General features: G+C 36.5%; 11 protein-coding genes. 4 read left to right on the top strand and 7 right to left on the bottom strand.

The window, feature by feature from the left end; all coding sequences use genetic code 11:
* Window positions 1–178 precede the first annotated feature (178 nt).
* From EO93_RS09350 to EO93_RS09340, 3 genes are read right to left on the bottom strand one after another with little or no spacing between them, the layout of a single operon-like run.
* Entirely contained in the window at window positions 179–3358 is a 3180-nt protein-coding gene (locus tag EO93_RS09350) for a DEAD/DEAH box helicase family protein (RefSeq protein ID WP_048162188.1), read from the bottom strand.
* Window positions 3351–6425, bottom strand: coding sequence for a site-specific DNA-methyltransferase (locus EO93_RS09345; protein ID WP_048162186.1), 3075 nt, complete (start codon window positions 6423–6425; stop codon window positions 3351–3353). Before EO93_RS09345 ends, EO93_RS09350 begins: the two co-directional genes overlap by 8 nt.
* On the bottom strand, window positions 6415–9204 hold the full coding sequence (locus EO93_RS09340; RefSeq protein ID WP_048162184.1) for an ATP-dependent DNA helicase: 2790 nt from the start codon (window positions 9202–9204) through the stop codon (window positions 6415–6417). The genes EO93_RS09345 and EO93_RS09340 overlap by 11 nt, the downstream gene beginning before the upstream one ends.
* Window positions 9205–10044: 840 nt before the next feature.
* Here EO93_RS09340 and EO93_RS09335 point away from each other — a divergent pair.
* The 3 genes from EO93_RS09335 (at window position 10045) to EO93_RS09325 (ending at window position 13998) form a co-directional block, all read left to right on the top strand.
* A complete protein-coding gene (locus tag EO93_RS09335; RefSeq protein WP_156161280.1) occupies window positions 10045–10692 on the top strand; it encodes a hypothetical protein in 648 nt (215 codons plus the stop codon).
* Window positions 10693–12160: 1468 nt separating this feature from the next.
* Window positions 12161–12340 (top strand): helix-turn-helix domain-containing protein, encoded by a 180-nt coding sequence (locus EO93_RS09330; protein ID WP_048162180.1) that lies wholly within the window; start codon window positions 12161–12163, stop codon window positions 12338–12340.
* Between the two features lie 11 nt (window positions 12341–12351).
* Window positions 12352–13998 (top strand): phage/plasmid primase, P4 family, encoded by a 1647-nt coding sequence (locus EO93_RS09325; RefSeq protein WP_048162178.1) that lies wholly within the window; start codon window positions 12352–12354, stop codon window positions 13996–13998.
* A 1248-nt stretch (window positions 13999–15246) separates the two neighbouring features.
* Here EO93_RS09325 and EO93_RS09320 read toward each other — a convergent pair.
* Together EO93_RS09320 and EO93_RS09315 are read right to left on the bottom strand one after the other, a co-directional pair.
* Window positions 15247–15741 (bottom strand): hypothetical protein, encoded by a 495-nt coding sequence (locus tag EO93_RS09320; RefSeq protein ID WP_048162176.1) that lies wholly within the window; start codon window positions 15739–15741, stop codon window positions 15247–15249.
* Window positions 15742–16666: 925 nt separating this feature from the next.
* The gene (locus EO93_RS09315; protein ID WP_048162174.1) at window positions 16667–17839 is read right to left on the bottom strand and encodes an RNA ligase; all 1173 of its coding nucleotides are present in this window, start codon (window positions 17837–17839) and stop codon (window positions 16667–16669) included.
* A 185-nt stretch (window positions 17840–18024) separates the two neighbouring features.
* On the opposite strand from EO93_RS09315, the gene EO93_RS09310 reads away from it, so the two are divergent.
* The gene (locus EO93_RS09310; protein WP_082105962.1) at window positions 18025–18816 is read left to right on the top strand and encodes a TIGR00266 family protein; all 792 of its coding nucleotides are present in this window, start codon (window positions 18025–18027) and stop codon (window positions 18814–18816) included.
* Window positions 18817–18994: 178 nt separating this feature from the next.
* Here the strand turns inward: EO93_RS09310 and EO93_RS09305 are convergent, their stop codons facing one another.
* Together EO93_RS09305 and EO93_RS09300 are read right to left on the bottom strand one after the other, a co-directional pair.
* Window positions 18995–19771, bottom strand: a complete 777-nt coding sequence (locus EO93_RS09305; RefSeq protein WP_200895220.1) for a CBS domain-containing protein — start codon at window positions 19769–19771, stop codon at window positions 18995–18997.
* Between the two features lie 378 nt (window positions 19772–20149).
* Window positions 20150–20995 (bottom strand): CBS domain-containing protein, encoded by an 846-nt coding sequence (locus EO93_RS09300; protein ID WP_048162172.1) that lies wholly within the window; start codon window positions 20993–20995, stop codon window positions 20150–20152.
* Between the last annotated feature and the right edge of the window lie 236 nt (window positions 20996–21231).

The following is a 21231-nucleotide window of genomic DNA, read 5'->3' as shown; positions in this document are numbered from 1 at the left end:
TATTATTGATTTTCAGTTCAACCGCGTAAGTCCTATATGCTTCAACCATAAATAAAACTTTCGTAATTATTTGTGCTTTAATCGGGCGCGAAACGCCCGACTTCTTTCTCGATTAAATTTCATTAAGCAATCCAGGAATGACTTGACTGGAATATTGCATGATGACTCAATTCCATCTTTAATAATCTTGGGATATTTTCTTAAACAAGTGTTCGACAACTTCTATACCGTCTTCAAGGAAGAGTATATTTTTATCTAGTAATTCTTCTTTAGTTGCTTTCCATTTCAAGTCTCCACATTTTGTTGGGGAGATTATGAAACAGTTCAATTTTATGTTTAGCTTTGATTTTGTCTTCAGTTCTGCCTCAATGTTCTTTATTTCATGATACAGATATAGTTTTTCATCATCTGGATCGGTCATTTGCAATCCATGGGGTTCAATAAATGTAATAGTTTGTTCGTTTCCTTTTATCGTCCAGAGAATAAAGTCTGGATAGAAGTTTTTGGTTTCGAAGAATCCTATTCCTTTTCTGGAAGGATTTCGGAGGAGATATATTTCTTCAAACTGTTGGCTTTTATTGTCATCTTCGAGATATTTGTCCAAAAGTTTAATGAAATCTCTTTCGCTTTCCACAATGTTTACGGGACTAATTTTTATGAACTCCAAATCTTTAGAATTTGAGTTTTTATAAATCAATGGCTTGAATAAGTGGACGTTTAATGCGAAGAAATCAAGAATTTTGCTTCTTTCATATAAATATGAAGTGTTTTCGTCATAGATGATGTCACTAACTTCTGAATTTAATCTCACAAAATTTTTAAGCTCGTTTGTTAGATCTCTTACATCCCTAATCAATGTTTGAGCGTTTGCATTGATGGTGAAAACATATTCTTTTGGAATTAATGAACCGTCTTCTTGACTGATGGCCTCATAATTTAGATTCTTCTGATACCAATGATATTTCTCATAATTGTACACTTTATCTATATGAGATTTTAAAAGCTGGACAACATATTCTTGAATTTTTTCAATTTTCGTAAGCTCTTCAAATTTTGACAGCTTAAGAATCTCTTTCTTGCATAAAATTAAATAATTTCTTTTAGAGAGAATTTTTTTAAGGTCTTCTTCTGAGAAGTATATATTTGAGTATTTTTTAAGATCTTTGTATTTGAGTAATTCAATATAAACAGCTTCGAAGTCGATTAAATTTAGTATTTCATCGTCAATAACATTTGATATTACTGGCGAATCTGAATCAACTTGCTTGAATGACTCTCGGGATTCCAAGACATCTATCTTTGAGCTTAAATCCATTTTTATCTGCGAAATGTTTTGACCAAGAGAAACAATTTGGTGGGAACCTACAAAATCCGTCTCATCATCAGAGCAACGCGGAACGTACAAAGCTGTATATGGCATAGTTGGTTTAATTTTTAAGATAATTTTTTCATATTCCTCAACACCTTCTTCTTCTAACGTTTTTTTGAAAGTTGCCATATAATTCGCATTCAATCCAAATATGTTAAGTGTCTCAAGAACGGTCAGATTATTTGGGATTCTAACATCAGTAGGGATCTTACTTTCATCATCCAAGACGTAACTTCGTTTTAGACAATTATCATATCCTCTCAGCCTTACTCCACGCCCGAACAATTGGATAATTTGGGCACCTTCTTTTTTTCCAATGTTGAGGAGCCCCATTGAAGATACCCTGTAAGAGTTCCATCCTTCAATGAACTTTTTAGAACCAATCAAAAAGTTTATTGGGGAATTTTTCTTATCTATTTTATGAAATAGAGATTGCTCAAAATTTGATTTTTGGCCTATTTGAAAATAAATATTCCCACTTTCAACTAATTCAAGGAAAGTACTTGTGTCTCCAATATCTATGACACCAAAATACTCTGAATCGAATCTTAATCCTATTTCCCCTTTGGCACTTTTCAGTTCTATGAATTGTAGAGTTTTCGAAGTTTTAACGTGGAACAAAACTTTTAGGATGTCTTCATATATATCCTCGATTTTCTTAGTATTAGTCCGAATCAAATCTCTTAGATAAGGGAATTTTGTGCCGAATAACGGTTGGTCATTATCATCAACCAGATTGGACTTATCAGTAAGTATGTTATTGATAAGTTTACTGAACCCATCTTTTTCATTGACAAATCTTGCAAGAAATTCTACAACTTTCAAGACATCCGAATCACTTTTCTTTCCACTGACACTACTTCCAACAAAAAGCATTAAAGGATCTTCAAGATTAAAAGGTTTTATCTGACTGGTATAATTTTTGTAGTATATTTTTTGCTCATACAATGATAGAATTGACCCTGTGAAATACTCGTCACCATATTCATTTTTATTTTTAAGGTTGAGGATGTTGTAATCTTTACCAAACCCATCTTCGTAGAAATACTTATAACGATAGTCAAAAACTATTGATGACGCATACTCATTAAAGGTATCTTCTTTTCCAGTGATTTCCCCAAACGTGGCACTATATTCAAATGTGAAGCCACCTTTTCCTGAAAGCTTTTTTTGTATGTTTTTCCAGGTCTGTGCCTCTGTTGAGTGACCTTTATGCCCCTCATCAACAAAAATAATGTTGTTTTCCCCAAATGAGTCCACAGATACTGTTTTACCATCCTGGCTTGTCACATCGTTCTTAATTTTGGAAATTTCAATAACCTTAATTGGATCCCGAAGAATCCAGTCATCAAGAGTTTTTTGAGCTTCAAACTTTTTATGTTCAATACTGCTAAACTCTAGGTCCCTGATATGTTGTGTTGAAAGACCTTCATTTGGGGTTATCAGCAGTAAATTATCATATTTCCTATTGTTGTATTTCAGGATTTGGAGCATGTTAATATGCATAATCAACGTTTTGCCGCTGCCCGTAGCTGACCAGAAAGCAAGCTTCTGCATAAAACGCTTGTCAGGATAGGGATATGTATGAGCTCCTGTTTTTTTCTCTTTAGTATTTAGTTCCAGTACAAATTTTGTGAGATCTGAGCGTAAATTATCGAATTCATTATAATACCTATCCAAATAAATTTCGGTTAGTAGAATGGCTACATATTGGAAATGTTTAAGAACAATCGGAGGATCCCGTTTTTGATTTATATGAATTAGATAACTCTGAATGTTTTCATCATACAGGTTAAGTTTCTGTCGTAATTCCTCGGAAATCTTCAAAGTCTGCAACGCTTCCGTAAAGTAGAATTTCTTCTGTTGACTAACCCCTTCTTCAGATTTAAGTAATCTGCGAAAGTCATTTATATCCTTAAAACCAAATGGAGAAGAAAGATATCTGTTAAGGAGGAGATAATTTTGAAGCTTTTTTTCATCCTTAGACATTATATCCCTCAAACATATTGGCTTTGAAGATTTCATCTACAGACTTTGCATAAGGAATCAAAGAATTGCCATTGACAAGAATCTCGTCATACTCTTCTGTGAGAATTTCTTTTTGGACAAATTCTTTATCACGTATTGGGTCAAAACCTTCAGACTTATTACGCCAAATAACGATGACGTCTTTCTCATTACGTTGCCCCTTTACAATGATGTAATCTACCTCTTGATCCTGTTTCTTCTGTATTTTCTTGACATCAATACCTGCAATATAATTAAATGTCTCAACAAGGTCAATATTGAATTCCTTAATTTCATTATTATTTTCGACCTTGAGTCTATATTCAAAAGGATTATTCAGTGCATCCAAGTTCAGGAAAACGTTGTTATCTCTCGACTCAAAATCAAGCATGTACTTAATATTGTAATCTTTTGACTCGAGAGCAAGCTTATTTGGCTGTTTAAAATCAATATTATTCAATGAGTCTTCATACTGTTCAAGAGTCTGATATTTGATAATCTGCTTTTTTGAACCATCGTTATCTAGTGGCTTTCCATTTTTCCAGTTATCGGAATAAATAACTTTCAAGATTCTTGGCTTAGTAACTGTATCAAAGTATTGACCCATTTCAACAAGAATAAACTTCCTGCTTCCACTATCTTCTTTATTTAGCTTCAATACTGAGTGCCCAGTAGTTCCAGACCCTGCAAAGAAATCAATAACATAATCAGACCTTTGGGAACCAATTTGGACACATTGTTTTATTAATGATACTGGTTTTGGAAATCCAAATTCTCTTAATCCTAATTTATTGCATTCAACAGTACCTTGTTCATTAATCATTTCTTTTTCTGTCCAGAGAGATTTGGGAGCAGTACCACTTTTTCTTGATTTCTCATAAATATTCCACCCACCATCACGTTTTTTCTTAGCAATTAATATAGAATAATCATTGTTTTTAATTGCATCAGAAACTTTTACGGTCCCCCACCTCCAACAAGAATCTTTACCTTCACTATTTAATGGAAAAACTTCAACATCGTATTCTTTTGTATTATACAATGAAATTTTAGCATATCCTTCTTCGTTTAGAGAATTCGGATTTACATAAATTGGGTAAAAAAGATTAGGTCGGTTAAATCTTCCAAATTTCGGGTTTCTATTTCTTAATTCCCATAATTCGTAAGGTCCATTTTCATCTTTTAAACTATTTTCACCTATTTCTTTGGGTAATTCGTTAATGATAGCTTCTTTTGAAGCACCGTATAATAATAGATACTCGTGAGTCTTGGCTACAGATTTGTAAGTTTGACCCCTCTTGTTTGATTGCACTATAATTTGAGATTCGAAATTATCGGATCCAAAAATTCTATCGAAAAGATATCTTAAATTAACATTTTCATTATCATCGATACTTGCAAATATGACCCCATCTAATGATAGTAAAACTTTCCCTTTCTCCAATCTTTCGCTTAATAGAGACAGCCAACTACTATGACTAAAGCCATCTTTATACAAAAAACCATCATTTCCAGTATTATAAGGTGGATCTATATAGCAACATTTGATTTTCCTTTCATATTTATTAAGAAGTAAGTTTAATGCATGGAAATTGTCAGAGTTAATTAGAATTCCAGTTGTCTTCTCATCAATATTATCAATGTTACTTAACAATTGATATTTGAAATCAACATCATAGAATTTTGTGTCTATGACTAAGGTTGGATTTTCTTTTAAAAGTTGTAATTTATTCTCTTCATCTCCTTTTCCAACTCCTGTAAGTTTTCCTTTGAGTTTTTTTGCTTCTGCTTCTACATCAAAGGAAAATGAATTATTCCATTCTTCAAGCTGAGCTTTGTTTTTTAGAATTTCAGGATAGTATTTCTCATCTACATAATCAAGTGTTATGCAATAATCCGTTGAGATAACGAATTTCTTCTTTTCCCAGAACTTCTTCTGGAATTCTTCTACTTGTGCTAAGAATTCTATAATCTTTAATGATATTTCCTTTAATACTCTGATTCGTTTCAGATTTATGTTTAAGTCTTCTTTTGAATCAATGTCATCAATGTGCAATAGTTCATTCTTGATGTAGAAGTCAAGTTCTTGTCCTAAGAATCTCTTTAAGTTTTTGTGTATGAAATAATCTGATGTGTTTTTTGTTGTGTATTTGTTAAGATGCCATTCGAGCTCAGAACTTTCAGATTTTTCCCCATCCATTTTGATGTGTTTCTTTTGTAAATTAGACAAACCATAGATACCTATTCTTTCCTGAATTTTTTGTAAGTTGTATTTGTTAACTTCATCCTTGCCTATTCTTGTTTTCTTAGTTATTTCTGCAGTTTCCTTTTCTTCTTCTGGGATAAGTCCTCTGTATCCAAATTTAATTGATAATATCTTATTCTTTGGGTCATATTCAGCATCATTGAACAAAAAGAATTTATTTTTAGAGTCTTTGATGTTATTCTTTTCGACATCCACATCTTCGCTAACAATTTCAAAATTGACTTTTGTGTCTCCTGCTGTGAATAAATAGGTCTTGAATTTCTCTGTTGTTTTTATGTAGTACTGGTCATTGTTTGCCCAATAAAGATATACTTCTTCTCCATTGTAGGGGATTGCATATTTATTTTCTTTTGAGTATCTTCTTTTTGAGATGAAGTCTCCGTTGTCATAATATCTTGAGAAGAAGTTGATGATGTCATCATAGATTTCTTCTTCAATATCATTTTCTTTATCAGCTATCTTAAGCTCTTTTTCTTTATCCAGATAATCCCTTACTTTTGGCGTTTCCGCGTATTTCTTCTTCGCTTCCTGAATCTCGCAACCAAAAGTCGATTCAATTTCCTTTTTCAGAGACTCGAGACTTTTTTGTACCCCAGTATTACCTTCTACAGTCTTGATTCCTTCACTTATAATCTCAAACAATTCGTGATCTATGAACTCTGATATTTCCTTCTTCTTGATATTGATAATTCTGTATATTCCAAAGTCCAGATCGTTATTCTCAAACTGAAATAAGTCTTTTAGAAGTAACTTTAATTCTTTAATTCGTTCTTCATTCACCATTTTGAACGTCCTCTTCTAATTGATAGCAAATATGATAAAAATCACATTTTCCTGTTCTTGTTTCACAAAAAGGTCCGTGCCAGTTTCTCTTAAACTGTTTCATTTCGATTGAGCCTGATATTGATTTAATAAGCTCTTTAGTTTTTTCCAAATCTTCTTCCGTATTTGTAAACCTGGTCTGTTGATTATCTTTAAAAGTATATGCACTTATTGTTTTAATTTTATCAGTGTATTTATTGTTTAAGGCAACGTTGTAGATTCTGAGTTGGATATCAACATTCATCCTGTGAAGCCCTTCTTTATACCTTGATTTGTAGTCGATGATCTCAATTTCTTCATTTTTATTTTTAATGACTAAATCAACCTGACCATTAACCACCAAATCCGAATCGATGTATGAAAAAGGCAATTCAACATCTACCACTTCTTTGATGAACTCAGATGTTTTCTCGTAATAATTCCATAAATCGGTTATAAGCTCGTCTCGCCATTTTTTTCTGCTATCGTCATCCTTGCAGTAGAGATCCACAGTATCTATGATGTCTTGAATTGAAACTTCGTTTCCTTCTTTAATTAGGATATGAAGTTTCTTCAGAGCATTATGAACAATAACTCCATATACCTGATAGTAATCAGTTGGTGTTTGGAATTCTAAGTAGTCTCTAAGATAAAACCTGAATGGACAGTCAATGTACGAACTAACTGCAGAATAACTCAACTTCGTTTTTTCTTTTGGTGGTTCATAATGCTCGTTATCTGATAATTTCTTGTCAAACTGATGCCTATCGATAAATAAGTCTTGTCCAATATCATCAATAAATTTGGATGGATTGCTGCCTTTCCCATCAATCGTGCTTATTGCAAGTATTTTTTTGGCTCTAGAAAGACCAACATAGAATGTTCTTTGAATTTCTTCTCCTCTATCGAATTCGTGCTTATCAAGCATTAATTCTTTTGGAATTTCTATGATAAAATCATCATCTGGTTGATTCCTATTGTAGCGCCTGTTGGTGACGCCTGCAAGTATGACAACTGGAAACTCAAGCCCTTTTGCCTGGTGAATAGTTATCAGTTTTACTGCATCTAAATCTTCAAATGAAGCTGCATCTCCCATCTTCCTTTCTGGTATTCTACCCAACTGATACAAGAGTGATTTGAATTCTTTAGAGTGGGTATTTTCTTCAAATTTATGGATAATGTTGGAGAATTTAGATAGATTCTTGATTTTAATACCTGCATTTCCATCATGTTCTGTCAAGAGTTCCTTAAACAGCCTGTAGTGGTATTTTGTAGCATCAAGGATCTTATAGAATAAACGTAACTGACTAACAGGATTTCTACTCTGTTGCTTTTTAAGATTTCTTAAGTTGATCAGTATTTCAGAGTCTTCCGCAGAGATGTTTAACCTTAGTAGTTTATCGTGATCAAATGATTCTAACAGGTTATAGATATCTACATTTTCATTTAGTTTCTGAATTGTGTCTTCATTCATTCCCAAAAAGTCTGAAGCTAAAACGTTGTGGTCAAAAAGCCATCTTTTTTGATAATCGTTGGGTTTGTATGAATTAACATATAACATTAATATAATCAAATCCTTAATCTCATCTTGAGTTAAAAGCGAGCTGTCACCAGTGGTTAAAAAAGGAATCTTATTATTTTCCAATTCATAAATAACGTCTGTAGAATGGAGCCTCACACTTTTAAATAGTATTGCAATATCTTCATATTTGACATTGTTATTTTTCACAAGGTCATTAATCCACTGAACAATATTTTTTGCTTCTTCTTGTGAATTTTCACCAGTGATAAAAATTGATTTAGAGAATTCAGCATTATTGGTGAATATTTTTTTCTCAAATGTCCTGTGGGGTTTCATGAAATGATCAAAACAAGCTACGATTTCCTTGGTGGAACGAAAGTTCTCCTCTAATTCCAGTTTCCTAGCTTCAGGGTACCGCTCTAAAAATGTTCTGAAATTCTCGACTGATGCACCCCTAAAACCATATATACTCTGGTCTTCGTCACCAACCACGGTAATGTTATATTTTGGATCGGAAATCAGCTTGAAAATCGCATCTTGAATGGGGTTTGTATCCTGGTATTCATCAATTAAAATGTAATCATACATGTCCCTGACAATCTTAAGGACGTCCTGATTTTTCAGTAGCAAATGATAAAACTCTCTCTGTAATAAAGCAAAATCTAATCGGGTATCATTCGGATTAAGAAGATTACCCAAATAAATCTCATAACTTTTTGCAATAGCTAAATCCCTTTCTGAGGAACCCTTTTTCTTATGATATTTCGCAAGTTCTGAAGGGTTTACATCATTTTCCGTGCATTTATTATAGAAATTGATCAGCTTATCCACATCAATATCTGAAGCAAATTCTTTTAAACCATAATTCCAATAATTTTTGTTCACGTAAATGAATTGATCTAAATCATCAAGTACATTGAAAACATTACCAAAATTATGGTATTCGGGAAAAGTTTGAAGCATTTTATTACAGAAAGAATGAATAGTAGATATTTGCATACTTTCTACTTTATCGCCCAATTTTACCCTTAGTCTGTCTTTAAGTTCTTCAGCCGATTTAATGGTGAATGTGCTTACCAAAATTCGATTGGGATCAAAACCTCTATCCTCTACAAGATAAACAATTTTTTCGACTAAGACGCTTGTCTTTCCAGTTCCTGGACCTGCAACTATTAACAAAGGTCCATCAACATATTTGATAGCTTTTTTTTGTTGTGCCGTTAAGCTGACAGTATTCATTCTCTACCCCAAGTTGCTACTCCTAAGATTTTTATCGATTCCTTATCATTTTTTGCCGATATTTACTAATGTTAATTTCCCTGATAACTATTTAATATAGTTTTAAAATCCACAACATCTTTAAAATTGTTCTATTAATAACTTTTCCTAATAAGATAACGTCGGAAAAGTCCATAATTTCCAAAAATTTGCCCAATTTGATCATTGTACATAAATTTAACAATTCCGCATGATGCCGATTTACTACTTTAAATTTCAATTACTGTGTGCGATAAGTTATAGATTTCAGACTTTTCCGACGCTCTCAATAACGACCAAAAAATTCCATACACTCATATGAGAGGAATTGAGCGTTCCGCTCAGAACCGCTGTAGATGCATATTTGAGCGGATAGCACGCTGGAGATGTGATGGTCACCACCAATCTGCTCTGGATAAATCGTTAAAGAGTGATCCAACTGGAAAAGATGATGCACGATATTCACATCGTGCACTCTGTGAATATATGAAGCTGAAGGATATGCCAATTGGTGAAAAGAAATAAACAAAAATATCAAGATTATTCGAGGTGTTTGAAGAAAAATTTGAATTTACCGTAAACGACCAGTTGTTCCAATTTCAATCAGATATTCCGCAGGTGCACACATGTATAGAATTTAGAATCGCATGTTTTACTATTTAGATTCATGCCTGAATATTTTGCGTCGATCAATAGAGTTATATGGGCAACTACTTGTATTATTTTGTAATGTACTGGGATTATACAAAATCGTCGAAATTGAAAAATAGGACCGTACCACTGTCCGAAATCGAAGCTCATTATACTGGTATATTAAGAGTCGTGTATCCTGACCGAAGTTTCAGTCCTCAGGAAGTTCATGAAATTGCTATTTCAATCATTCGAATACTGGAATATCCAAATGCAGATCGTAAAAGGTTCAATTCCAGTAATTTGAATGATACTATTCCCAGGGAAGAAAACTTCTACCTAAGTCTGATTACATTTGATCTCAAAACCTCAGCATACGACATTTCGGACACGGGTCTGGATCTGATGATTAATACGAAGGAACTGTTTAGCGAAGCAAAAACAGATCTCAGCCTGATACTGGTCCAGTATCAGCTCAAAAATGGGTATTTTGATAACGTGTTACAAACAGTCCGTGAGCTCACCGAAGACGTCTATAAGTTACGGGATGAGAAAAAATCCGTGCTTGAACAACTCATGTATAATGGGAAGGACGCACATCGGACATACTTCGAGTTTCGGGATCGTGTACAGTCCCAACTGGATAAGGAAAATACCCTGTTTATGGCAGTGAATGCATACATCTCCCAGACGATCCGAGACATTGAGGACAGCTTGAAAGATGACCAGGTATCCAAGAAATATACTGACATGAGCCAGTACCAAGTTCTACTGGACATCAGAACCGAGCTTGAATCGTGTATTAACCTGTACGATTTATTACCAAACAATTGGAACTGATTGGGTGTGAAAGAAACAAAATCATCTGTCTGAGATTAGTTTTATCTGGCTGATTTCTTATTTTGGTATAGAGAATGTTTCGCTCGAGAACATCCCCTGATGCAAGCCCATGTCCCCGAAAAAGAACATGATCCCGCTGGATCAAATACAATGACGGTGGAATTGTTAGGCATGCACGAAGTGCTGAGCGAAATTCTTGTATGTCATTGACATTCTCATATCCAATGTTATATATGTATCTCATTATATAAATATATATCATGTTAAGGGTTTGAAATAGTAGTGACTGTTGCGAAGTATGAAAAATACCACAAATCGAAGAAAAGATGAAGGAAAATATAAGCTTCTTCACATTCCAACATATGAAAAATACGACCAGGAATTGTTCTGTCATCATAGTTAGTGAGCTAACAATTCCATTCCCGAAATTTTTATAAGTTAATAAGTTTGACTTATTAAAGTTTTGTTATCCGCCATTCGTAATTTCAGTCAGAAATTTCCCGAGCATTTTTGGTCAGACTGAATCTTTACAATTGTGAAGAATATACAACTGTTAAAAAGTTATGGAGTTACGTTGGACCACATGGACGTCTGTAATATATTTAGAAATATTATAGATTAAAAGTTTAATACTGTTAATTATTAATTTTCTCACAAAGTAACATGATACAATAGTTATGACTTCAAACAGTTCCCTAAATTGACACATACTGAAAAAATTAAGCTGGTTTAATGGTATCAATAGAATCTGTGCCATCGGGACTTCCGTATGATTTCGGGCAAGCAGGGACATCACTCAGAAGGGCCTTCCGTGGGAATGCCCGCTAAAAAAAGCCATACTACTTTCAAATACCCAAGTGGTTTCACAGGGTATTTCCACGCACGTATTGACTGGAATCATGCGGTTTCACATGACATCCAAAACACAAAATAAAGCCGCTCGTCATCCAAATTTACTAAAACGGGCGGCCAACAATTTTAAATAATTTTAATTGGAACCACCAAAAAAGCGTTTTTTCCAACATCAGTTAGTATTCCTCAGAATATTATCTGTGTTATAGCCCCAACATTTAATTATTTTTATATTTAAGCAGTATGCCCTACTTGACCGCTACAAGGGTAAAATAATCTGTTTTCGCTATAAACTGCTATAAAGACAAGTCCCGAAATGGGCCCACATGTGTTAGAACTGGGCAGCCCAGGCAATCTGTGTGCAAACGACAACATAAGAAAATCAGGCGGTAGATTAATTCCAAAAATAGATGTAATACTGGTACGAGGGACCAGCTCATACCAGATTTCACTTTGAATATGAAAATACCCAATATATACTAACACCTTTGAAATATTTATATTTTTTCATGGCCAACACGGTCAAGTGGGACAACGTATTTATATAAACAGTTTTATATAATAATCTAAGTTGTTAATATAACAACTGAAATATATAAATATGGAGATATATTACATGGGAGCACAAACATCCATAAATGAATCAGAATGGATTGGTGCCACAGAAGCTGCACAGATCCTGAAAGTATCCCCCAAGACCGTAGGAAGATACGCGGATCAGGGGATCATTGTATGCATACGAACACCAAAAAACTACAGGCGGTTTCTTCGATCTACTGTGAAAAAACTTGCATAAGGTGAACATTAATGACTGAAAATACCCAAACTGAAAACATAAATGACCAAATTGAACCGACCCCAATAACAAGCCAACAAAATTCCCAAACACCCAAACAAACAATAACACCCAAACAAACAATAACACCCAAACAAACAATAACACCCAAACAAACAATACATGTAGATCCGTACCTGAACGCACCAATGGATCTTGGGACACCCGCTGGAAAAGGAATTGTATACAAGGTGATCACAAATGACGTCATCAGGTATATGCAGGGCGGAGTGGCCACCACTACAGGAGACCAATATCCCAGACTCTTCAAAGACGGAATATACCCACAAGAAGAAGGAGAGCTGGTATTATCTAAAATAATATATGACTTGGGTGAAGATAGGGGAGTAGTCCTATCCCCAGAACATGTATCCAATGTGATGAAGCGCCTTAAAGTGGAAACTTATGTGCCACTTGCACAATGTGAGCCAGACGCAGACCATGTCATTGTAGTGCAGAACGGCATACTTGATGTTTGTACGGGGGTCCTCACACCACACGACCCAAAAAAAGTGTACTTTTCCAAAATACCAGTGGCTTGGGACCCAAATGCACCATACCCAACAATGTTCCATACATACATGGACCAGACGGTAAAGGGTGTAGAGTGGGAGAAAGACGTCATTCAAGAAATGATCGGATACATGCTCTACCGACAATATACCTTCCATCTCATGTATTTCCTCATAGGAAACGGGTCTAATGGGAAGGGTACACTCATCAGGATCATTGAACAACTACTTGGGAAGGAAAACATATGTTCGATGCAACTTCATGATATCAACAACCCTAAAAGCGAGTTCTTACTCGCAGCCCTTCAGGGAAAACTCGCCAATCTCTGCGGAGAAACGAAACAGACCAACATCCTAAGCGCGGAAAATATTAAAATGGCCACGGGAGAAGATGAGCTGGAAACAAGGCAACCTTACGGAAGATCATTCAGATTCAGATCACACGCCAAAATGGTATTTTCGGCTAATAGGGTTCCATCAACAAGTGATTTCACGGACGGTTTCAAGCGGAGGCTCGTCATTCTGGATTTCCCGAACAAGATTTCAGGGTCAGCCACTATCAGAGGTATTGAACAGAAAATGGAGAACTGCGGAGAGCTCCCTGGGATTCTTCTGTGGGCAGTGGAAGGACTCCAGAGGATGCTCAGACTCGACAAGACCAGTTACGGGCGCAGTATCGCAATGAACGGAATCATATATGACATGAAGTCCCACCCAATTAGGTATTTCGTCCGCGATATGATAGATCACGAGTTCGGAAAACGCACCATGAAGATCTCCATTGAAGAAGCGTATATGATATATGCACAAGAAAACCTCCTTCCGACACTCACATCTGAAGAATTACATCATGAATTCGTCGCCGAATGCAACGCAATATCAATGAACGTTCGACAGATACAGGCGAGAGCAAGCCAGCTATGTAAGGATGATCAAGCAACTCTGAAAACACAGGGAAAACGGCCATCATATCGGCCATACGCCTATGAAAATGTAGTCCTCAGATATCCTCAAGGACACACCCCCACAACATGGGAAGAAAAGGAAAACCGCTATAAAGCGAAAATGAAACATCTCTGGGATGAAGAACAGAAGAAAATCATCTAATCACGGCTTATCTAATCACGGCTTAAGTGTGTCATGTTTACCAACATGGCACATTCCTTTTTGATGTTTTGTCTTTTCTTGTCTTTTCAATGTCTTATTTAAATGATCAAAAAAAAGCTCACTTGATACCTATTTTAAAAACTTGTCTTAAGCACGTCTTTTTAAACTGTTGCCGCATGTACTCGATGTCTTTATTTAAGGGTACATTTTGCCTAAAAAATTTCGGTATGTATATATACTGGGAAATAGTGCCATTAATCTTTTTATTTGTTATTTTTATACATTATTAAAGACATCGATATCAGTAGACAACTGTCTAAAAATACATACTTAAGACATGAAAAGACGAACTTATAATAATCGTATACATTAGACATGTGTAAGAGTACAGCTCAAAAAAGACATTAAAAAGACAGAACTTAGACAGTTCTCAGGCTGTTCTTAGTAATGCATTCCTAGACAAGATGTTCATAATACTATACATGAAGATCGGAATTACGAATGCATTACAAAGAACAGTCTAAATTTACTGGTATGGTCCCAGGTATCCAGTCTTACCTGTGTTGGACCAGGTAGACACTCAGGTGTTAGTTTCCAAAAACGTCTATAGACCAAAAACGGGCATGATTTGTGAGATTTTGGCTTGTTGATCGGAGTAAGTAGTGCACCACTGAGAACAGTCTATTTCACATAAGTGGCATGTATACATATAAAAAAAAGTAATATAACACTGTGAATGTTAATGTTCGCTATTTTGGTATGTGGTTGGACTTGTATGTGTGGCACAGGCAGCATATGTCACCTGTTCAGAAGACAATGTTGCCCTCTGCGTTTGGGTTGATATTACTGTTTTTGTTTTATCTGCCCGTGTCATACATGTATCCGTAACTTATGTTCTACATAATAATGTTCGTGCATTTATGATATAACAATCTCATGTGAAAGTGCAGTAGAAAGATTCTTTAGCTGGATAAAGTCATACAAAAAAAATTTTTCCAAGATATGAGATCAAAGAAATATCATATATGGGAGTTGTAATGTTAACAGCAATAATGAGGTTAAATCAAGTTTTGGGATGAACTCTAAATGTTATTCCTAAAATATGGCAAAAAGGGTATTAAATAAATAAAATCGTGTAGGCCAGTTATTGAGAAACGTCAGCAGAAGAATTAGTTTCAAATCTGACCAAGCGAGAATAATGATCATTTCAAATTTTTACGATCAATTACTTACCTCCACTATTAAAAATTAATTATAAACCAAATTTATGCCGCAGCACGGACAATTCAGATCGGCGCCACAATACGGACAGAAGTGACGTTTTATATCTAGTAAATTACCACTAAAATTAAAACTCGACGTCAGGTTGGAACTACAATAAGGACAGAAGTGACGTTTTCTATGTATTTTTTTCTCACAATTAGGACAATTTTCCTTTGTGATCTCAGTGTTCTTCGATTCATACACTCCATAAACTCCTTTTGAAATTTTATAAATTCCTTTGTCCCGTCTTAAAACAGGCGTAATTGACCGCGACACGACTACAGGAATTTCTTTATTATGAGCTTGAAAATATCCTTTCCTTAGAATCACAGATTCAATATCTTCAATATGAAGCGGTTTGCCTACTTTGTGAAGAATTTTCAACACCAACGACTGTAATGATTCCATGGGTGAGATTTCATTATCATCTACTAATAATTTGATCTGTTCCTCCTCTAACCTCTCTACAACAAAATTCATACTGTTTGGCCTCCGTAATGATTTTATTTTCCAATGACCCAAAATAAGAATAGAGGTCAACATATTTAATTATATCTTTTGAAAAATATAAATTAACAAATTATATATATTTGAATTGTTAATTTATAGTCATCTTTATATAAGAAAGACTCATACAGTTCACCTATTTTTTTAATTGCGATATGAAAGATAACTAATTGTTTTATATGCTTTATATATAGTAAGCACCCTCATGCCAATTAGCTATTTAAATATATTTCCTCTGTTCGGCTAAGTTTCTTTAATGTTGCATCTTGGAATAATTTCGCAGATTCAAAACCATTTGAAAGTTCAATGCATAATATAACAGCAAACGATGTAAAAGGTTAAAAGTAGAGTCAATTCCATTGGTCATCGGTTAAGGAATTTTCTTGCCCGAAAGCTATCGATTTTGTACCAGAAATCTGCATCAAACTTTGCCCTCTTTAGCTAAAATCGATACTCTGCTCCAGCCCACACTCTGTTACACTTTTATACAACTGTTGTGGAAATAGATGCAATTTATCATGATTCTTCACTTAACCGAAGACGCATGTAACTAATTTCAAAATCCAGTGATTTTTTAGTTTACACTAATCACTGGATTTTGGAACTGAGTCCATTCAAAGGGATCTTGAAGCTAGGTTGCAGGAATGGGAACATCTTGCGGCAAAAAACCGATTTTTTGGAGTATATTTATTTTTCTCAGTGCTGCTGCAATTCCACCGTATACATAGGTATATATTACTTTTAGGCGTTGGATATACTGTAATATATTTCTTTTCGCACTGTTCCCAAGAAAATCAATCAAGAAAAAGAAAAGTGATTAACAAAGAAAAACAAGCAGAAAAAAGAAAAAAATCAATCAAGAAAGCCAAAAATAGGTTTTATGGCCAGGTGAACACTGTCACCAGACCTCTCCTTCCCAGATCGCCTGAGTTTTATCATTGGTGCTCTTATTTATTTTTTTAATAATTATCAGATACTCGTTTCCTATCGGTTGCGGTTCTTCAAAAATCGTATCAATTCCAAGCCTTTTCAGATAATTCTCAAATTCTGCGGCGGTTTTAAGGTCCTTTACCCTGATTTTGGCTTCCTCATAGAGCCTCTGACCATTCTTTACACTCCGGATTGACTCTCTTAGAGGGTTAAGGATGCTTTCCCCAAGCTGCATAAAGCGCTTTTTGAAATCGGCTTCATTTTCATCCCATTCTACCGTCTGGAAACCTTCTCTAACAATTCTGGAGAGCATATAGTCCCTGCCCGCTTCATTGTAGAACTTGAAGGCATGCCTGAGATCAGAGCAGTTACTCTGGGATGAAGTATATTTCAGGGGGGCAAGAACCATTTCTGGGTCCTTTATCACCACACCTTCGTGCTCTTTTTCCCCAAGTGTCCGGATGATTTTAGCAATTTCTTCAGCGGCTGTTTTCAGGGAAATTTTTCCAAAGGATCGAACTTGCAGAAAGTCGTATTTTTCCAGAATTTCATGTTTTCTTGCTATGGAAAGAGGGTTGCCGCTATTCTTCTCTCGGATATCGAAGATGTAGAACTCCACGGATTCGATACCATAGATTTCTTTTGGAACATAAGGATTGTCAGGACCCAGCATCTCTCCATAAAGTACAAGCTCAGGAAAGTCGTCAAAAAATCTCAGGTCAAGCTTCTCTTTTGCCCTTTCAGTCGTGTAAGGGCAGACATAGCCGCTCCGGGTGATTGCCAGAATCTCGCCTTTTACGTTTGCTACCCTGACATTATACCCGTTCATTTTTTCTTCAACAGTTACCTTTTCAAGCCCGCTGAAATGTTTTTTAAGCGTGGGGTCCAGTACCATGGCTCTCCGGATCTTAGGAAAACCCATTATTACTTCAAACGAATCATCTTTTTCGTAAAGCACTGTTCCCCTTTCTATACGTGAAATCTCTTTGTCGAAGCGGAAAAGGTAGTCATGCTTTCCCCAATTCCTGGCAAGATAATTTTTTTCAAAAAGGTGTTGAACTCTCCCTTCATCAAACTCCAGGTAGTCAACCAGTCGCGCAACAAAGTCAGGATCAATTTCCCCATTTTCCCCTTTATTCATATTTGTTTATCTGTGTTCAGGCATGAAATAAGTTATCATTCCCAGAGTGAGTTTCAGGACAGGTCAGGCTAATAAGGAATCAGCTGGTTTGTAAAGAATAATCCAATTTCTCAAAAATCTTTTTAAGTATGCAGCTTCTAATCTCTTCCGTACTTAAATTTTAATGTAAGCCAGGAGACTACAAAATGGCTGACGATATCGACTACGAGATTATTGGCAACGACATGCAGATCGTTGAAATTGAGCTTGACCCCGGCGAGGCTGTTCAGGCAGAGGCTGGGGCTATGGCGTATATGGGGCCCGGAATCCAGATGCAGACAAGTATGGGCAATGAAGGCGGCGGGCTCCTGGGAGGCTTGAAGAAGGGACTGAAAAGAGCCCTGACAGGGGAGAGTTTCTTTATTACAAGCTTTACACACAAAGGCTCCGGAAAAGGGCATGTGGCCTTTGCGGCTCCGTATCCGGGCAAGATTCTCCCCCTTGACCTTGGCAAGTTTGGAGGCAGCATTCTCTGCCAGAAGGATGCTTTTCTCTGTGCTGCTCGCGGAATAGAAGTGGAAGTAGCTTTCACCCGCAAGCTCGGAGCAGGGCTTTTCGGTGGCGAGGGTTTCATTCTTCAGAGGCTGCGGGGTAACGGCCTTGCCTTTGTCCATATCGGAGGCACAGTGATTAAAAAAGATCTGGCTGCAGGCGAGACTTACCACGTTGACACGGGCTGTGTGGCAGCTTTTACTGAAACAGTGAATTACGATATAACCTGGTCAAAGGACTTTAAAAATGCCCTCTTTGGCGGGGAAGGAGTTGTCCTTGCTACCCTGACAGGTCCCGGCACTGTGTACATGCAGAGTCTGCCCTTCTCGCGCCTTGCTGACAGAATCTATGCAGCTTCAGCTTCCAATCAGCATAGGGGAGAACAGACCGGTATTGGTGGAAGTGACATCCTCGGCGGCCTTCTTGGAGGAGACAGGTCATTCTAAAACAGAAATAAATGCTAAGTAGCCGCAGGTAAGCGAAAACTGATCTCGGATAAAACAGGAAATATTAAAGTTAATAAAAACCGATCACGGATAAAACAGGAAATATTAAAAGATCAGGAAGGCCTGTCCCTCAAGGGGCAGACCTTTTTCTTTCCCTCTCTTTTTTCCATCTAAGATTTTATTCCTGGATTGTGTTTACGACATTCCTGCGTGCGAGGAAACCGACCAGTTCTTCTTCCAGATTAAGGACAGGGACACCTCCGACATTGTGTTCCAGCATGGTATTAACTGCATCTGAAAGGGGGGTGTTGGTGTACACACTGACTACACTGCGGGTCATAATGTCTCCAACAAGCAGATTTTTGATTCTGGAGTCCTGCTGGTTGTCAGCTACCAGGTCCCTGAAAGAGCGCATCGCAAAAGCGATGTCGTCTTCTGCAACAATTCCTACAAGCTTTCCATTTTCAATTACCGGTAGCCTTCCCACATCCTCATCAAGGATAAGGTGTCTGGCGTGGCTTACACGGTCTGAGGGGCTGACAGTGATCGGGTTTTTTTCCATAACTTCCCCGGCGAAGCCTGTGAAACGGTTTGCTTTCATAAATTCCTGTGGGGTCACCCAGCCCATTGCGTTTCCATTATCAGTGACAATGATCACGCCTCCGTTCTTTTTAATCAGAGTGAGGGCATCTTTAACATCGGTATCTGGCAAAACCCTTACAAAGTTGTCGGATACGGCTGTTGCAACATGCAAAGAGGATGCAGGTTTGCTCAGTTTCCTGCGAGTTCCGAGTTGCTCTGTCAGACTTCTCATGGTTAGTACACCGAGCACCTGGTTGTCATGCACTACCAGCAGGCGCTTTGTATCCTTTTTTTCCATGAGATCAAGGGCGTGAGATATGGTGTCTGACTTATCAATCTTGTGTGGTTGTACCATTATGTCTTTAACTTGCATGCATTTCACCTCATGCGTATCCAGAGTTTTAGTTTCAATTTTTCGCAACTTTCGTTTTTACAGACCTTAATGCATCTGTTTTTCCAAATTTCTGTTTCGCATCCTTCTTTTGCTTTCAGCCATCCTTTTCTGTTCCTTTTTTGCCGTACATACCTCCGTACCATATGTGCTTTCGTGATCTTACTGTTATAGTTAGTTGCTATAGTTAGTTGCTATAGTTAGTTGCTATAGTTCGTTACTATAGTTAGTTGCTATAGTTCGTTACTATAGTTAGTTACTATAGTTAGTTACTATAGTTTATTACTTCTTACCTTTTTAAAGGTACTTTGCTCTCTTTTATGTTCAATTTTTACTGGATTCTATTTCTTAATCCACTTTTTAGAGCACGGATTTCATAATGTCTGTCCTGCTAATTATTCCTACTATTTCTTCACCATCGCTGACAGGCAGGGCCGTTACCTCTTCTTCAATCAATTGTTTTGCAGCAGCGCTAATTTTCTCGTTTACATCAATGGATATTATTGGAGAAACCATGATGTCTTCCGCTGTTAAAGGCACTTCTTTTACATATCTGTAAGTTTTCTGACCTCCAGGTGAAGACTTCCGGGCCAGCTTGATGCTTTTTGTTGAAAGTTTGCCTTCGTTATCAGTTAAGAGGTTTAAGGCAAGGCTTCTTTTTGAGATTATTCCCACAGGTTTTCCTGCATCGTCTTTAACGATCACTCTTTCGATCTCGTTTTTGTTCATTTCGTCTATCACATGGTTGATTGTGTGGTGCCTGTGAACAGAAACGACATCTTCCGTCATCAGTTTGGGGATCCTTGTATCTATTTCTTCCGAATGTTCAGCAACATAGCGCACGATATCTGTCCTGGTGACAATACCTACGATATTGTTTTTTACCACCGGAATGTCATGCACTCCGTTCTCAAGCATTAAGGCGGCTGCCTGGGAAATGGAGGCTTCGGGATAGATGGTGATTACGGATTCTGTCATCAGCAGCTTTATAGGGATCTGGTCTATCGGCCTTCTCCTCCAGAGAGGTTCGGCTTGAGCCAGGCGGTTTCCTATATCTGATTTCGTGACAATTCCCACCATCTTGTCCTCGTTCAGGACAAGCAACGTACTGATTTTGTGCCTTAACATCAGATTTCTTGCATATGACACGGGTTCATCTACATTTACAATGTACACAGGTGAACTCATGATGTCCGCCACATTCATGAAATACCTCCTTCATTTTTACAATATATAAGTATTAACAATTATAGTTTTTGAATTAAACGTAAACTTTACAATTTTCAGCTGTAAATCTCGATATTTTACATAACTTCTGTCTATTTCCTGTAAGTCTTGTAGAAGTACAGATTAATTGGGAAGTATCGGGCAGTTAGAAGACATCTTCCGAATCTCTGTTTTAAGACCAGCTGCGCTCCGAGATACCAGAGAAATCTAGAATA

Source organism: Methanosarcina sp. 1.H.A.2.2 (assembly GCF_000979975.1).
In the GTDB taxonomy this organism is placed as follows: Archaea; Halobacteriota; Methanosarcinia; order Methanosarcinales; family Methanosarcinaceae; genus Methanosarcina.
This window is presented reverse-complemented; position numbering and strand designations above follow the sequence as displayed.

Excerpts from the sequence above, each read along its gene's own strand:
- EO93_RS09350 (WP_048162188.1), bottom strand. The coding sequence starts at position 3,358 with ATGTCTAAGGATGAAAAAAAGCTTCAAAATTATCTCCTCCTTAACAGA.
- EO93_RS09345 (WP_048162186.1), bottom strand. The coding sequence starts at position 6,425 with ATGGTGAATGAAGAACGAATTAAAGAATTAAAGTTACTTCTAAAAGAC.
- EO93_RS09340 (WP_048162184.1), bottom strand. The coding sequence starts at position 9,204 with ATGAATACTGTCAGCTTAACGGCACAACAAAAAAAAGCTATCAAATAT.
- EO93_RS09330 (WP_048162180.1), top strand. The coding sequence starts at position 12,161 with ATGGGAGCACAAACATCCATAAATGAATCAGAATGGATTGGTGCCACA.
- EO93_RS09325 (WP_048162178.1), top strand. The coding sequence starts at position 12,352 with ATGACTGAAAATACCCAAACTGAAAACATAAATGACCAAATTGAACCG.
- EO93_RS09320 (WP_048162176.1), bottom strand. The coding sequence starts at position 15,741 with ATGAATTTTGTTGTAGAGAGGTTAGAGGAGGAACAGATCAAATTATTA.
- EO93_RS09315 (WP_048162174.1), bottom strand. The coding sequence starts at position 17,839 with ATGAATAAAGGGGAAAATGGGGAAATTGATCCTGACTTTGTTGCGCGA.
- EO93_RS09310 (WP_082105962.1), top strand. The coding sequence starts at position 18,025 with ATGGCTGACGATATCGACTACGAGATTATTGGCAACGACATGCAGATC.
- EO93_RS09305 (WP_200895220.1), bottom strand. The coding sequence starts at position 19,771 with ATGCAAGTTAAAGACATAATGGTACAACCACACAAGATTGATAAGTCA.
- EO93_RS09300 (WP_048162172.1), bottom strand. The coding sequence starts at position 20,995 with ATGAATGTGGCGGACATCATGAGTTCACCTGTGTACATTGTAAATGTA.